We start from the raw sequence: 15,143 nt of genomic DNA, 5'->3' as shown, positions 1-15,143 counted from the left end.
ATGACGGTCTAGACGGTCTATTTCGTGCTATTTCGTGGCGCCTTGCGCGAATCCGTTGTAGATCCAGCGCTGGAGCAGCAGGAAGACGATCAGGGTGGGGACGATCACCAGGATCGCGCCCGCCGAGATGGCCTCCCAGTGCGCTCCGAAGGGGCCCTTGAAGCGGAAGAGGGCGGTGGAGATGGTGCCGAGGTCCTCCGAGTGGAGGTAGAGGAAGGGGATGTAGAAGTCGTTGTAGGTGGTGATCCCCTTGATGATCACCACGGTCGCGATCGCCGGCTTGAGCAGGGGAAAGATGATCTTCCGGTAGATGGTGAAGGCGTTGGCTCCGTCGAGCCGGGCCGCCTCGTCCAGCGACACGGGGATGGAGCGGATGAACTGCAGGAAGATGTAGACGGAGACGATGTCCGTCCCCATGTAGAGCAGGATGGGCGCCCAGCGCGTGTCCACGAGCTCGAAGCTGTTGATCACCTGGAAGGTGGCGACCTGTGTCGTCACGCCCGGCACGAGCGTCGCCACCAGGAACAGCCCCATCACGAGCTTCTTGGCGCGGAACTCGAACCGGTCGATGGCGTACGCCGTCATCGAGCCGACGATCACCGTGCCGCCGATCGAGAAGAACAGGATGAACGCGGTGTTGCCGAAGGCGGCGAGCATGTGGCCGTCGGTGAACGCCGTGGCGTAGTTGTCGACGTTCAGCCAGTTGCCGGGGAGCGAGAGGGCGTTCCCGCCGGAGACCTCCTCGGGCGTCTTGAGGGAGGTGAGGAAGACGACGGCCAGGGGCAGCAGGACCACCAGCGTGGCGGTGAGCAGCGACAGATAGGTCAGGACGGTACCGAGAGGGAGACGGCGGCCGGCGGTCGGGGCAGTCGGAGCGGTCAAGGCGGTCGGGGCGGCGGTCGGGTTCGTGGTCATACGAGGTCCACCTTGTCGTCGGGCACGAGGCGGCGCTGGATCCAGGTGATCAGGAGGATGATCGCGAGCAGCACCACGGCGGCGGCCGAGGCCAGGCCGGTCTTGTTGAACTGGAAGGCGAGCTTGACCGTCTGGATCACGAAGGTCGACGTGCCGGTCGCGCCGCCGGTCATGATGTAGGGGATCTCGAACACCGACAGCGAGCCGGAGATCGCGAGGATGGCGCTGAGACCGAGCACCGGTTTGATGCTCGGGGCGATGATGTGCCGGAACTGGTGCCACTTCCCGGCGCCGTCGAGCTGGGCGGCTTCGTAGAGCTCGCCGGGGATGGACTGGATCGCGCCGAGGAAGAGGACGAAGTTCAGCCCGGTGAAACGCCATACGGAGACACCCGCGAGCGAGACGTTGGCCGAGGTCGGGTCGCCGAGCCAGGCGTGGTCCGTCCGTACGCCGAGCCAGGACAGGACGGAGTCGAGCGTGCCGCCGTCCTGGAAGAAGTACAGGAAGACGAAGCCGATCGCGACGCCGTTGACGAGGTAGGGGAAGAAGAGGATCCCCTTGAAGAAGTTCCGGAAGCGGAGGTCGAAGCTGAGGACGGTCGCGAAGTAGAGCGCGACGGCGATCTGGAGGACGGACGCGGCCAGGTAGTAGCCGCTGACGAAGAAGACCCGGAAGAGCTCGGGGCGGCTGAAGATCTGTACGTAGTTGTCGACGCCCGTGAGGTTCCGGTCGGGGCTGACGCCGTCCCAGTCGGTGAAGCTGTAGAAGACCATGTTCGCCACCGGGACGTAGGTGAACGTGATCAGCAGGGCGAGTGGCGCCGCCAGGAACAGCCACGGCGTGCTCCGCCGGAGCGGCGAGCGGCGCCACGAGCGCCCCTGCGGCTCCCGGCCGCCCGGGTGCCGGGCCGCCCCGCGCCCGGTCGTCCGGCGGGCTTTCCCCGGCGAACGCCGCGAGCCCGCGAAAGCGGCCCGGGGTGCGGTGTCGGTCGTCTCGGTCATGTCGGCCTTTCGTATCCGCGGGTGGGAGAGGGACAGGGGGCCCGGGTCGTCGCACCCCGGGCCCTCCTGGTCGCGGGGCGCCGGACGTTGGGGGCGAGGTCAGGAGCCGGCGGACTTCGCCGCCTCGTTCCACCGCTTGTCGAGCTCGGCGAAGTAGTCCTGGAGGCTGCCCTTCTGGGCTCCGCGCGCGAGGTCGATCAGCTTCTGGCGGTAGTCGGGCTTGTTGAGGCCCACCTCGGCCGCGTTGTCGATGGCGTTCACCTCGCCCGTCCGTGCCTCGGACCGCTCCACGAAGGTGACATCGTTGTCAACAAACTCCTTGAGCGTGGCCGGCATGGGCGCCGCCTTCAGCGCCGGCACCGCCCCCTCCTTGGCGGAGTAGCCGGACTTGGCCGTGAACCAGTCGATCCAGGCGCGGGACGCCGACTTGTGCGCGGAGTGGATGCTGACGGCCTGCTGGTAGTCGGAGACCAGCGTGGCGCAGAACCTGCCGTCCCGCTGCGCGGGGAAGGGCATGAAACCGATGTCGTCCGGGGAACCGCCTGCGTCCTGCGCCGCCGCCCGCATCTGGGTGACGGCCCAGGACCCGAGCATCATGGCGCCGATCTTCCCCTTGCCGAGAAGCCCCTTGGACGCCTCCCAGTTGGTGGTCGTCGGGTCCTTCTCCGACAACCCCTGCCGCACGATGTCGTGGAGCAGCGTGTCGATGGCCCGGAGGTCGCCGCCCTCCCTCCAGGGCGAGACCGCGCCCGCCAGCCCGTCGGTGGCCTTCGCGTCACAGCCGACCGAGCCGACGTTGGCGGTCCACTGGACGAGGGGCCAGCCGTCCTTGAAGTTGGTGTAGTACGGGACCGCACCGGTCTTCACCTTGACCGCCTCCAGCGCGGCCGTGAACTCCCGCGGCGTCCTCGGCCACCGCGTGACGCCGGCCCGCTTCCACAGCGCCTTGTTGTAGACGAAGCCGTTGGCCGTGCCGAACTGCGCGATGCCGTAGACCTTGCCGCCCACCTCGGTCTTGTCGCTGAAGCGGTACGTACGCGACAGCTCCGCCGCGGTCCCGAGCGGGGCGAAGAACTTCGGGTAGTCGTTCTTGGCGACCGCCGCGGGGATCATCAGGACGTCGCCGTACGCCTTGGTGTTCATCCGTATCTTGACCTCCCCCTCGTAGTCGGTGATGCCCTCGAAGGTCACCTTCACCTTGGGGTAGGTCTTGTTGAACTCGGCGGCGTACCGGTCCATCGCCCCGCTCTGGACCAGGTCCGTGCGGTGCGTCAGCACCTTGATCTCGCCCGAGACCGCGCCCGGGTCGGCAGGGGCGGCCGCCGTCTCGCCGGAGGCGCCACCGCCTCCGCCGCCGCATCCGGTCACGGTCAGCATCGCGGCGGCGAGAAGCGCGCCCGCGAGCCTCTTCGACTTCCCCATGTGCCCAACTCCTTCAGGGTTACGGCTCAGGTCTACGGGTGGGATGTCGGCACTATGTCAGCCGTGAGGTGAACCGGTAAAGCAAAAGCGTCCGCCGTGATGCGCAATCGTTACCGATATCCCAAGACCACCGCGTCTGAGCCGCACAGTTGCCCTTCACCGTCCAGCTTTACCGGTTCATGGACACGGAGAGTTGATCCGGTTAGGTTGTCCCGCGTCGCACACGCACCCCGCCTCGTCAGGCGATTGGAGCCGCACACCATGAAGGACGTCACCCCACTGACCGACGGCTGGAGCCTGCGCCACGACGGGGCGCTGCTCCCGGCCCGCGTTCCCGGCTGCGTTCACACCGACCTGCTGGCCGCCGGGGTCATCCCCGACCCGTTCGTCGGGCAGAACGAGACCGAGACCGCGTGGGTCGACAGGCAGGCCTGGTCGTACGTCACCGAGCTCCGCCACGGCAGCGCGCACGAGCGCACGGACCTGGTCTTCGACGGCCTGGACACGGCGGCCACGATCGCCCTCGCCGGCGAAGTCCTGGGGACGACGCGCAACATGCACCGCGGCTACCGCTTCGACGTCACGGGGCGCACGGGCTCCCTGGAGGTTCGTTTCGCCTCCGCGTACGACGAGGCCGCGGCCGTCCGCGCGCGGACCGGTGAGCGGCCGAACGTCTACCCGGAGCCGTTCCAGTACATCCGCAAGATGGCCTGCTCCTTCGGATGGGACTGGGGCCCGACCGTGGTGACGGCGGGCATGTGGCGCCCGGTGCGGCTGGAGCACTGGTCCACGGCGCGGATCGACCGCGTCCGCCCCCTGGTCACGGTCGACGGCGGGACGGGCCGGGTGGAGGTACGGCTCCGGGTGGAGCGCACGGAGCGCGGCGCCGGGCGTCCGCTGACCGCCCGCGCCACCGTCGAGGGCCGCGAGGCCGAGGTCACCTTCACGGGCGAGGAGGCCGTGCTGCGCCTGGAGGTCGCGGAGCCCCGGCTGTGGTGGCCGCGCGGCTACGGCGAACAGCCCCTGTACGACCTGGAGGTGACGCTCCTCGACGACGGGTCGGCGCTGGACGCCTGGCGGCGGCGGATCGGATTCCGCGCCGTCGGGATCGACCGGTCGGCCGACGCGCACGGCACCGGCTTCACCTTCGTCGTCAACGGCGTACGCATCTTCGCGCGCGGCGTCAACTGGATCCCCGACGACGTCCTGCCGTCCCGCGTCACCCCCGAGCGGTACCGGGCGCGGCTGGCCCAGGCGGCGGAGGCGAACGTCGACCTCGTCCGCGTGTGGGGCGGCGGCATCTACGAGGACGACGCCTTCTACGACGCCTGCGACGAGCTCGGCCTGATGGTCTGGCAGGACTTCCTCTTCGCCTGCGCCGCCTATCCCGAGGAGCAGCCGCTGCGCGGCGAGGTCGAGGCCGAGGCGCGCGACAACGTTGTCCGCCTGATGCCCCACCCGAGCCTGGTGCTGTGGAACGGCAACAACGAGAACCTGTGGGGCTTTCGCGACTGGGGCTGGGAGCCCTCTCTCGCGGGTGACTCCTGGGGCGAGGGCTACTACCTGGGGCTGCTCCCCCGGATCGTCGCGGAGCTCGACCCGACCCGCCCCTACACGGCCGGCAGCCCCTGGTCGGGCTCCTGGGACCACCACCCGAACGACCCGCGGCACGGCACGCACCACTCCTGGGAGGTGTGGAACCGCGAGGACTACGCCGCGTACCGGGCGAGCGTGCCGCGCTTCGTGGCGGAGTTCGGCTGGCAGGCGCCGCCCGCCCTGGCGACGCTGCGGCGCGCCCTGCCCGGTGAGGAGCTCGCCCCGGACTCCCCCGGCATGCTGCACCACCAGAAGGCCGAGGACGGCAACGGCAAGCTGAACCGCGGTATCGCCCGCCACTTCGCGCTCCCCGAGGGCGACTTCGACCGCTGGCACTACCTGGCCCAGGTCGTCCAGGCCCGGGCGGTCGCCTCCGGCATCGAGCACTGGCGGGCGCATTGGCCGGTGTGCGCGGGCACGGTCGTCTGGCAGCTCAACGACTGCTGGCCGGTGAGCTCGTGGGCGGCCGTCGACGGCGACGGCCGCCCCAAGCCGCTCTTCCACGCGCTGCGCCGGGTGTACGCCGACCGCCTGCTGACCCTGCTCCCGGGCGACGAGGGACCGGTGCTCGCCGTCGACAACCAGTCCGCCGCCCCCTGGCGTACGGCCGTGACCCTGCGGCTGCTCGAAGCGGACGGCCGGGTGGTCCGGGAAGCCGTCATCGAGGTGGCGGCCGAAGCGCGGTCGGTGGTGCGGACGGTGCTTCCGGAGAAGCTCTCTCCGGCCCCGGGCTCGTCGAAGGAGTTCCTGGTCGCCGACGCGGACGGGCTGCGCGCGCTCCACTTCCCCGTACCGGACAAGGAGTTCGCGTACCCCCGGGCGCGGTACGACGTGCGTACGGAGCCGGTGCCCGGGCAGAGCGGCGCCGTCGATGTCGTGGTCACGGCGCACACCCTGCTCAGGGACCTGCTGCTGCAGGCGGACCGGCTCGGGCCCGGAGCGGTCGCGGACAGCGGTCTGCTGACTCTGCTCCGGGGTGAGGAGGCCCGGATCCGGGTGACGGGGTGCGACGCGGGCGTGGAGGCGGCGGCGGTCCGCGCCGCGCTGTTCAGCGTGGACCCGGCGTGAACCCGGCCTCCCCGCGCGTCACCATCAACGACGTCGCCGCGCGCGCCGGCGTGTCGAAGGGCGCCGTCTCGATGGCGTTCAACAACCGGCCGGGGGTCTCCCAGGCCACCCGGCAGCGGATCTTCGAGGCCGCTCGCGAGCTGGGTTGGTTCCCGCACCAGACGGCGCGCAGCCTCTCCAGCCGGCGGGTCGACATCGTCGGCCTGGCGATCTGCCGCCCGGCGAGGCTCCTCGGCCTGGAGCCCTTCTACATGGAGTTCATCTCCGGCATCGAGAGCGTGCTGGCGGAGCGCTCGTGTTCGCTCCTGCTCCGCCTGGTGCGCGATCTGCGCGAGGAGATCACGCTGTACGAGGGGTGGTGGCGCGGCAAGATGATCGGCGGCGCCATCCTGGTCGACTTCCACGAGAACGACCCCCGGGTCCCGGCGCTCCGCGCCATTGGCCTCCCCGCGGTCGCGGTGGGGCACCCGTCGCTGACCGGCGGCTTTCCTTCCGTGTGGACGGACGACGCGACGGCCGTGTCGGAGGCGGTGCGGTACCTGGCGGCGCTCGGCCACCGGCGCATCGCCCGGGTGGGCGGCCCCGCCGGTCTCGGGCACAGCGGCATCCGGGCGGCGGCCTTCGAGGCGGCGATGGCCGGACTCGGCCTGGACGGCCGCCGCCAGGTGGCCACCGGCTTCGCGGGCGAGGACGGCGCCCGGGCGACCCGCGGTCTGCTGCTGGCGCCGGAGCGGCCGACGGCGATCGTGTACGACAACGACATCATGGCCGTCGCGGGCGCGGCGGTGGCCTCGGAGATGGGGCTGACCGTGCCGGACGACGTGTCGCTGCTCGCGTGGGACGACTCGCAGCTGTGCCGGCTGACGCATCCGCCGCTGTCGGCGATGAGCCACGACGTGCACCACTTCGGTGCGGTGGTCGCCCGCGGCCTGTTCGGGGTGATCGACGGCTCGGGTGGCGCGTCGCTCCAGGTCCCGACACCGTCGCTGACGCCCCGCGGGTCCACCGGGCCGCCGCGGCGTTAGCGGTACGCGGCCGGGGCCGGGTTTCCGGGCCCGGCCCCGACGTACGCGCGGTCCGGGTCAGCTCTTGGCGCAGGCGGCGCCGTTGAGGGTGAAGGCGGCGGGGACGCCGTTGCCTCCGGTGGAGGAGCCGTTGATGCCGAAGCTCACCGATCCGCCGGCCGGGATGGTGGCGGTCCACTGCTCGGGGGTGGCGCGGACCTGGGCGCCCTGCTGGACGGCCTTGGCGTTCCAGGCGGAGTTGAGCGTCTGGCCGCCGGGGAAGGCGAAGTCGAGCTGCCAGCCCTTGATCTCCCGGGTACCGGTGTTGCGGATGGTGACGTCGGCGTTGAAGCCGCTGCCCCAGTCGCTCAGGCGGTAGGAGACGGCGCAGGTGCCGGCGGCGGGACCGTCGGCGGTGGTGACGACGACGGTGGCGGAGCGCGGGGAACGGTTGCCGGCGGCGTCGCGGGCGTAGACGGCGAAGGTGTGGGCGGTGGCCGGGGTCAGGCCGGTGAGCGTGGCGCCGGTGGTGGCGGTGGTGGTGACGGGCGTTTCCCGGGCGCCGTCGACGCGTACGACGTCGTAGGCGGTGACGCCGGTGTCGTCCGTGGCCGCGGGCCAGGCCAGCCGTGCTCCGGTGGCGGTCACGTCCGAGGCGGTGGGCCTGCCGGGGGCCGTCGGGGCCTGGGTGTCACCGCCGCCTCCGGAGCCGTACACGCTGGCCTCGCGGGAGGTCTGCTTGATCCCGTTCTGGCCGTCGAAGAAGCGCGTGCCCCAGGGGGACAGCCGGCCCGCGTCGAAGCCGGTGGCCATGTCGAGGTACTCGACGCCGCCGCCGTTGCCGCTCCAGGACCAGCCGAGGTAGCCGAGGTCCAGCTGCTGGGCGGTCGCCATGATGGCGTCCTCGTCGGGGTTGCCGTCGGAGTGGGCGTCGCCGAACTCGCCGACCACGATGGGCAGTCGGCGGGAGACGAACCGGCCCAGGTAGTCCTGGACCTCGGCGGCGGTGTCGTACACGCCGTACATGTGGATGGAGAAGACGGTGTTGCCCTGCGGATCGGCGGCGAAGACCGCCGGCGCGTTGTCCCGCATGGTGAAGGACCAGTCCTGGCCCCAGTTGGGGGCGTCCGCCATGAGGGTGTGCTGGAACCCGGCGGCCCGCATGCGCGTGATGGCGTTCGTGGTGTCCGCGGTCCAGGCCGCGTAACCGGTGTTGCCGTGCGGCTCGTTGCCGAGGTTCAGGATGACGTACTTCTCCTGCCCCTTGACCGCGTTCTGGACCTCGATCCAGTAGTCGACGGCCTTGGAGAGCGAGACCGCTCCGCTCTGTTCGCCGTACCCGGTGGTGTCATGGGGTTCGAGGACGCAGACGAGCCGGTTGGCCTTGCACTGGCTGACGACGTTCGCGACGTCGGCGGTGTCGTTCTTCGTCCAGCGGTCGCCCGTACTGAGCACGACGCGCACCGAGTTGGCCCCCAGGGCCTTGATGTCGGTGAGGGCCTGGGTCGTTCTGGTGGTGTACCAGGTGTGGGCGTGGTTCACGCCCCGGAGGACGAAGTCGTTGCCGTTCGCGTCGAGGAGCCTGCCGTCCCGTACGTGGAAGCCGGCGGCGGCCGGCTCCGCGGCCGCCTGGGCGGCCGGGGGGCCGGTGAACATGGTGGCGGCGACGGCCAGCAGCGCTCCCGCCGCGGTGGCCAGTTTCCTGCTCATGGGGTGCTCCGATTCGGTCGCGCGCACACCGCGGTCGTGAACTGCGCGGCGTGCGGCTGTCCTGGTGTGGAGGGTGCTGTGCGCCCGGTGGCTCGACGCGTGCTCCGACGGCTGTCGGCGGTCTCCTCGGTGGCCGTCGGGGTGGTACGCGTACGGGCGTCGAAGCCGACCGGTGGCCCGCTGAGGAGCGGGCGCGGTCGAGGCTAGAGCGGGGCGGTAAGCGAAAACAAGAGAAACAACGGAACCGGTTAAGTTTAGTGAGGGGTGCGGTTCGGCCCCTCGCCGGTCACGCCGGCGGTGGTCACACCGGCGGTGGCGCGGAAGACCTCGCCGTCACCGGCCACGGTGACGTGTTCCCAGGCGGGTACGTAGACGGCACCGCCCGGTCCGATCCTCAACGAGGCGTCGACGGACGCGAGGTGTGCCTCCCCCCGGGTGCACAGGACGATCTGCGCGTCGCCGGGGTCGAGCGGCAGTGGCGCCGTCTCTGGGTGGAGTGGGATGCGGGAGAGGCGGAAGTCGTCGACGGGCGCGGGATACACGAGCTCCGCCCCTTCCCGGCGGGGGACGAGGGCGCGGCGGGGCGGGGCGTCGAAGCGGACCACGCGCACCAGCTCGTCGCGGTCGACGTGTTTGCCCGTCAGGCCGCAGCGCAGGACGTTGTCGGAGCCGGCCATGATCTCCACGCCGAGACCCGAGAGGTACGCGTGCGGCACGCCCGCCCCGAGGAAGAGCCCCTCCCCGGGGGCGAGTCGCACGTGCCGCAGCATGAGCGCGGGCAGGAGGCCGGGGTCCCCGGGGTGGGCGCGTGCGACCGCCCGGTAGGCCACGAGGTCCGCGCGGTGCGGTCCCGCGCGGTCCACCTCGCGCGCCACCGCCTCGGTGACGCCGTCGAGCAGGTCGGCACCTGGTGACAGGAAGGCGGTGAACACCTCCTTCAAGGCGGCCTCCGCCGGGCCGGTGCGCAGCCTGCGCAGGTGGGGCTCCAGGCCCGGCACGCCCAACCGTTCCAGCAGAGCGGCGCACGCGCGGGGCGTCCTGAACCCGCAGAGTCCCTCGAACGGCGTGAGGGCAACGATCATCTCCGGCTTGTGGTGGCCGTCCCGGTAGGTGCGGTGCGGCGCGTCCACGGGGATGCCCCGGGCGTTCTCCGCCGCGAAGCCCGCCGCGGCCCGGGCGGCGTCGGGGTGGACCTGGAGCGAGAGCGGGGCGTCGGCGGCGAGGAGTTTCAGCAGGAAGGGCAGCCGCGGCCCGAACCGGCGCACGGCGGCCGCGCCCAGCTCCCTCTCGGGGTCGGCGGCGATGACGCGGTCGAGCGGCAGCGCGCCACCGCCGCGGTCGACCCGCGAGGGCGCGGCGGGGTGCGCGCCCATCCACAGCTCGGCCTGGGGTTCTCCGGTGGGCGGTGTGCCCATCAGCCGGGGCAGTGCGGTGGTGGAGCCCCAGGCGTAGGGCTGGACGGTGTTGGCCAGCGGGTCCATGACGTCGGCGTTCCTTGTTGTTGCGTGGCTGGGGGTGGCTCAGGGGCGGGCGGCGGGCAGTCCGGTGGCTGCCGCGGCGACGGCCGCCGCACCGATCAGGCCCGCGTCCAGGGCGAGTTCGGCGGGTACGACCGGCACGTCGCGGGCGAAGTCGAGGACGGCGTAGGCGTCGAGGTGGCGGCGGAGCGGGCCGAAGAGCGTCTCCCCGGCCTGGGCGACGCCGCCGCCGATCACCACGAGATCGAGTTCGACCAGGTTGATCGTCGCGGCGATGCCCGCCGCGAGCGCCCGCGCGGCGCGGTCGAAGGCGGCGAGTGCCCGCGGGTCGCCCTCGCGGGCGGCCTCGGCGACGGCCGCCGCCGTCGGTGCCACGCCGGCCGGTGTCGCCCAGCCGGAGTCCAGCGCGTGGGCGGCGATGGCCGTACCGCTGGCGAATCGCTCCACGCAGCCGCGCGCGCCGCAGGGGCACAGGGGGCCGTTCACGTCCACGGTGATGTGACCGATGTGGCCCGCGTTCCCCGAACCGCCGGTGTGCGGGGCGCCGTTGAGGATCAGTCCGCCGCCCACGCCGGTGGAGACCACCATGCACAGGGCGTCGCGCACCCCTCGGGCGGCACCTCTCCAGTGCTCGGCCGCCGCCATCGCGACCGCGTCGCCGACCAGCACGGGCCGGATGCCGGCGGGCACCCCCGGGTGTGCGCGCACCCGCTCCACGAGCGGGAACGCGCGCCAGGACGGGATGTTGACAGGGCTGACCGTACCGGCGACGGTGTCGACGGGGCCGGCGCTGCCGATGCCCAGACAGGACAGCTCGGGCCATCTCCGGTGCGCGGCCAGCTCGTCCAGCACGGCGTCGACCGCCGCCATGAGCTCGTCCGCCGGCCCCTGGGCCGGGGTGGCGCGTCGGCAACGGGCCACCAGGCGGCCGTCGGCGTCGACGAGCGCCCCGGCGATCTTCGTACCGCCGATGTCGAGTGCTGCGTACACCATCGCATGGACCCTTCCGTCGCGGTGAAGCTGCGGGTGTGTGTCCGTCACTGTGCACGCGGGTTGACAACGTTGTCCAGTAAACCAGTTCAGTTAAGTCAGCGTTCAGTAAAGGAGCAGGTGGCCCCCCTGGGGGGGGCGGTGCCTACAGTCCGTACGACCTGCCGATGATGTCCCGCTGGATCTCGCTCGTCCCGCCGTACACCGTGGACACGACGGCCGAGCGCAGCAGGGCTTCCATGCCGTACTCCGTGGCGTAGCCGTACCCGCCCATCATCTGCATGCCCTCCAGCGTCACGTGCTTGGCGAGCTCGGTGCACTTGAGCTTGGCCATGGAGGCCTCGCGGGCGAAGACCCGGCCGGGCTCGGCGTCGATCGCGGCCGCGGTGTCGTCCAGCAGCAGCCGGGCGCACTCGAGTTCGGTGGCCATGTCCGCGATGCGGTGCTTGAGCGCCTGGAAGGAGCCGACGGGCCGGCCGAACTGCTCCCGCTGCCGTACGTACGCGAGGGTGTCGTCGAAGGCGCGCCGGGCGAGGCCCAGCATCAGTGCGGCGAGGATCATCCGCTCCAGGTTCAGCCCGGCCATCAGCTGTGTCCAGGCCCGGCCGGGCGTGCCGACGACCGCCGCGTCCGGTACGAAGCAGTCCGTGAAGTACAGGTCGTTGACCTCGCGGCCGCCCATCGTGTCGATGCCGCTGATCCGCAGGCCCTCGGCGCCGGTGTCCACCATGAACTGGGTGAGCCCCCGGTGCTTCGCGTCCTCCCGCGACGTACGGGCGATGAGCAGGACGTGGTCGGCGAGGTGCGCGTTGGAGCACCAGGTCTTCTGGCCGTTGATCAGGTAGCCGCCGCGGGTGCGCTCCGCGCGGCAGGTGAGCGCGCCGACGTCGGACCCGGCGCCGGGCTCGGACATCGAGACGGCTTCGACCCGTCCCTTGACCACCCCTTCGAGGACGAGCCGCTTCTGCTCCTCGGTGCCGAACCTCTCGTACGCCGCCGCGGCGATGACCGTGGTCCCGAAGCCGCTGATCGGCGCGAGCCCGTAGGAGGTCTCCTCCAGGAACAGGCACAGCTCCGCCATCCCCTGGCCCCCGCCGCCGTACTCCTCGGGGAGGGAGATGCCCAGCCAGCCGAGGTCCGCCATCTTCTCGTAGAGCCCCTGGTGGTGCGGCTCCCGGCCGTGGGCGGTGAGCTCGTCCCGCTGTTCCTTGGTGCCGCACTCGCGGCGGCAGAAGTCGCGTACCGCCGTGACGAGGTCGCGGCGCTCGTCGGTGAGGGCTCGGGGCATGGGGTGCCTTCCTCCTTGAGGCGTCGGTGACGCCCGTCATCGGTGACGCCCGTTACCGGTCGTCGTCCCCCCGCACGGCGGGGAAGACCGTGTGCACGAGGTGGAGCACCGTGCGCGTCAGCATCACGTGCAGGTCGCCGCGGCTGAGCGTGCCGCGCACCAGCCATTCCCGCGAGGCGGCCTTGAGCATGCCGCTGTGGGCGCGGATCATCGCCCGCAGCTTCTCCCGCCCCTCGGTGACGTCGGCCATCATCGCGGCCTCGAGGACGCGGTCGGTCGCGATCTCGTCGGCCTCCAGCATGATCCGGTCGATCTCCGGGTCGTTGCCGAGGGCTTCCAGGCCGATCGCGGACAGCCACATCTCCCGGTTGCGCTCCACGACTTCGAGCCAGCGGTCGACGCAGATGGACAGGCGCTCCTCGGGGGTGGTCGGGGGCAGCCGCTCCGAGACGGAGGCCGGGACGACCATCATCTGGCGGACCACTTCGAGGTAGAGCTGCCGCTTGCCGCCGAAGTAGTGGTTGATCAGCGCCCGGGCGACCCCGGCCTCGGCCGCGATGTCCGAGGTGGACACCGTGGAGTAGCCGTGCGCCCCGAACCGCCTGCGCGCTGCGCCGAGGATCTCGGCGCGCCGGGCGTCCGGCTCCATCCTGCGTCGCTGTGCCGCCTGGCGCTGACCGCCCATGCCGTCGTTCCTCTCGTCGTTCTCGTGCCGTCGTGCCGTCGGCCGGCCTATGTGCGCGTCGACGTGTACATCGACGCGATCGTCGCGGTGTGCAGGTGTGCGATGGCCTTCCGCCGCAGGCTCAGTTTCGGCGTCAGCTCCCCCGACTCCGCCGTCCAGGGCCCGGCGAGCACGCGGTACGTCTTCACCTGCTCGGCGCGGGAGAGCGCCGCGTTCGCCTCCGCGACCGCCTCGTCGAGCGCGGCGAGGACGTCGGGGTGGCGCGACAGCTCCTCCGGGTCGGTGGTGGGCAGGCCGTTGGCCTTCGCCCACACCGGGGCCGCCTCCTCGTCCAGCACCAGGAGCGCGGTGACGTACGGGCGCCGGTCGCCGATCGCGACGGCGTGGGCGACCAGCGGGTGGGCCCGGAGCAGGGACTCGATCCTCGTCGGGGCGATGTTCTTGCCCCCGTCGGTGATGATGATCTCCTTCTTGCGGTCGGTGATGGTGACGATGCCCCGCTCGTCGACCGTGCCGATGTCGCCGGTCGGCAGCCAGCCGTCCGGGTCGGTCGCGGGCTCGATGCCCCCGTCGGCCCGGAGGTATCCGGGGACGACCACGGGGCCGCGTACGAACAGCTCCCCGTCGTCGGCGGCCCTGACCTCGACGCCGGGCCCGGGGCGTCCGACCGCGCCCAGGGCGAACACCTCGGGCGTGCTCACCGTCGCCGCCCCGGTGGTCTCGCTCAGGCCCCACACCTCGTACACGGGCAGTCCCACGCTCGCCAGGAACTCCAGGACCGCGGTGGGGATCGGTGCCGCTCCGCTGAAGGCGCGGCGGCAGTCGTCGAGTCCGACGGCGGCCCGGACGGGCCGCAGCACCTGCGCGTCGAGCTGTTCCAGCGGCGCGGTGAGCTCCGCCGGGACGGCCTTGCCCGCGGAGCGCAGGCGGAACACCTCGAGCGCGATGCCGCGCGCCTGTTCCACCGCCGCGGCCTGCTCCCGGGGAAGCGTGCCGAGGGTGGCCCGCAGGCCGGCGGCGAGCTTCTCCCACACCCGGGGCACGCCGAAGAACCCGTGCGGGCGCACCGCGAGCAGTGTGGGGAGGAGCTGTCCGGGGTCCGGGCAGAGGGTGACGTGGCCGGCGTTGCAGATCGGCATGTAGATCCCGAGGACCCGCTCCGCGATGTGCGCCATCGGCAGGTACGCCACGGACCGCGGGTGCTCCGGTACGGCGACGAGCTGGTCCTGCATCAGGGACTCGTGGATGACGTTGCGGTGGGAGAGGACCACGCCCTTGGGGTCGCCGGTGGTGCCCGAGGTGTACACCACGGTCAACGGCTGGTCGGTGCCGGCCGCGTCCGTGAGCGCCTCGAACGCGGCGGCGTCGGGCCGTACGGCGCCGCGCACCGCCGCGTAGGCGACGAAGCGCGGGTCGTCGGCCGGGGCGGCGTACGGATCGAGGACGACGACGGCCCGCAGGTGCGGCAGGTCCTCCTCAAGGACCGGCTGCCAGCGGCGCAGCTGCTCCTCGCCCTCCAGGACGAGGACGGTGGCCGCGCTGTGCCGGGCGACGAAGCGGATCTGCTCGGTGCTGAGCGTGTCGTACGTGCTGCAGGGCAGGGCGCCGAGGTGGATCGCGGCCAGGTCGGCGATCCAGTGCTCCGCCCGCTTGGACATCGCGATGAGCATCCGGTCGCCCCGGCGCAGGCCGAGCGCGGAGAGACCGCGGGTGAGGGCGGCGACCTCGGCGCGCAGCTGCGACCAGGACAGGGTGAGCGCGTCCGGCCCGATGCCGGTGGTGAGCGCGGGACGGTCGGCGAACTGCCGGCCGTTGCGGCGCAGCAGTCCGGTGATCGTCAGGCCCTCGACGGACTGGTGCAGCTGCTCTGCTGTGGCCACGGCGGGCTCCCTCCCTCGCGAACCGTGCACGGACTCGTCGAGCGGTCCCACGGTGGACCTGTTGTTGTCAGGGTGTCAATGGGTTGCGCACGAAGCGGTGCCGAGG

The 15,143-nt window shown here is 71.9% G+C and carries 11 protein-coding genes; 2 read left to right on the top strand and 9 right to left on the bottom strand.

Annotation, left to right across the window (positions count from 1 at the left end; translation table 11 throughout):
* Positions 1–27: 27 nt before the first annotated feature.
* The 3 genes from ACIRNI_RS20980 to ACIRNI_RS20970 form a co-directional block, all read right to left on the bottom strand.
* Positions 28–915: a carbohydrate ABC transporter permease gene (locus ACIRNI_RS20980; RefSeq protein WP_403553077.1), complete on the bottom strand. Its 888-nt coding sequence runs from the start codon at positions 913–915 to the stop codon at positions 28–30.
* Entirely contained in the window at positions 912–1,916 is a 1,005-nt protein-coding gene (locus tag ACIRNI_RS20975; protein ID WP_403553075.1) for a carbohydrate ABC transporter permease, read from the bottom strand. The genes ACIRNI_RS20980 and ACIRNI_RS20975 overlap by 4 nt, the downstream gene beginning before the upstream one ends.
* A 99-nt stretch (positions 1,917–2,015) precedes the next feature.
* Entirely contained in the window at positions 2,016–3,338 is a 1,323-nt protein-coding gene (locus tag ACIRNI_RS20970) for an ABC transporter substrate-binding protein (protein WP_403553073.1), read from the bottom strand.
* A 261-nt stretch (positions 3,339–3,599) separates the two neighbouring features.
* Here ACIRNI_RS20970 and ACIRNI_RS20965 point away from each other — a divergent pair, with 261 nt between their 5' ends.
* Both ACIRNI_RS20965 and ACIRNI_RS20960 read left to right on the top strand, forming a co-directional pair.
* Entirely contained in the window at positions 3,600–6,002 is a 2,403-nt protein-coding gene (locus ACIRNI_RS20965) for a glycoside hydrolase family 2 protein (protein ID WP_403553071.1), read from the top strand.
* Positions 5,999–7,027 (top strand): LacI family DNA-binding transcriptional regulator, encoded by a 1,029-nt coding sequence (locus ACIRNI_RS20960; RefSeq protein ID WP_403553069.1) that lies wholly within the window; start codon positions 5,999–6,001, stop codon positions 7,025–7,027. The genes ACIRNI_RS20965 and ACIRNI_RS20960 overlap by 4 nt, the downstream gene beginning before the upstream one ends.
* A 57-nt stretch (positions 7,028–7,084) precedes the next feature.
* Here ACIRNI_RS20960 and ACIRNI_RS20955 read toward each other — a convergent pair whose 3' ends face one another.
* The 6 genes from ACIRNI_RS20955 to ACIRNI_RS20930 form a co-directional block, all read right to left on the bottom strand.
* The gene (locus ACIRNI_RS20955; RefSeq protein WP_403553067.1) at positions 7,085–8,716 is read right to left on the bottom strand and encodes a cellulase family glycosylhydrolase; all 1,632 of its coding nucleotides are present in this window, start codon (positions 8,714–8,716) and stop codon (positions 7,085–7,087) included.
* A 254-nt stretch (positions 8,717–8,970) separates the two neighbouring features.
* Positions 8,971–10,197, bottom strand: a complete 1,227-nt coding sequence (manA, locus tag ACIRNI_RS20950) for a mannose-6-phosphate isomerase, class I (protein ID WP_403553065.1) — start codon at positions 10,195–10,197, stop codon at positions 8,971–8,973.
* A gap of 39 nt (positions 10,198–10,236) precedes the next feature.
* Positions 10,237–11,187: an ROK family protein gene (locus ACIRNI_RS20945; protein ID WP_403553063.1), complete on the bottom strand. Its 951-nt coding sequence runs from the start codon at positions 11,185–11,187 to the stop codon at positions 10,237–10,239.
* A 142-nt stretch (positions 11,188–11,329) separates the two neighbouring features.
* Positions 11,330–12,472, bottom strand: a complete 1,143-nt coding sequence (locus tag ACIRNI_RS20940; RefSeq protein ID WP_403553061.1) for an acyl-CoA dehydrogenase family protein — start codon at positions 12,470–12,472, stop codon at positions 11,330–11,332.
* A gap of 52 nt (positions 12,473–12,524) precedes the next feature.
* On the bottom strand, positions 12,525–13,157 hold the full coding sequence (locus tag ACIRNI_RS20935) for a TetR/AcrR family transcriptional regulator (RefSeq protein ID WP_403553059.1): 633 nt from the start codon (positions 13,155–13,157) through the stop codon (positions 12,525–12,527).
* Positions 13,158–13,204: 47 nt separating this feature from the next.
* A complete protein-coding gene (locus tag ACIRNI_RS20930) occupies positions 13,205–15,037 on the bottom strand; it encodes an AMP-dependent synthetase/ligase (protein ID WP_403553057.1) in 1,833 nt (610 codons plus the stop codon).
* Positions 15,038–15,143 lie beyond the last annotated feature (106 nt).

Origin of the sequence: Streptomyces sp. NPDC093546 (assembly GCF_044765045.1) — a bacterium.
Lineage (GTDB): Bacteria > Actinomycetota > Actinomycetes > Streptomycetales > Streptomycetaceae > Streptomyces.
This window is presented reverse-complemented; position numbering and strand designations above follow the sequence as displayed.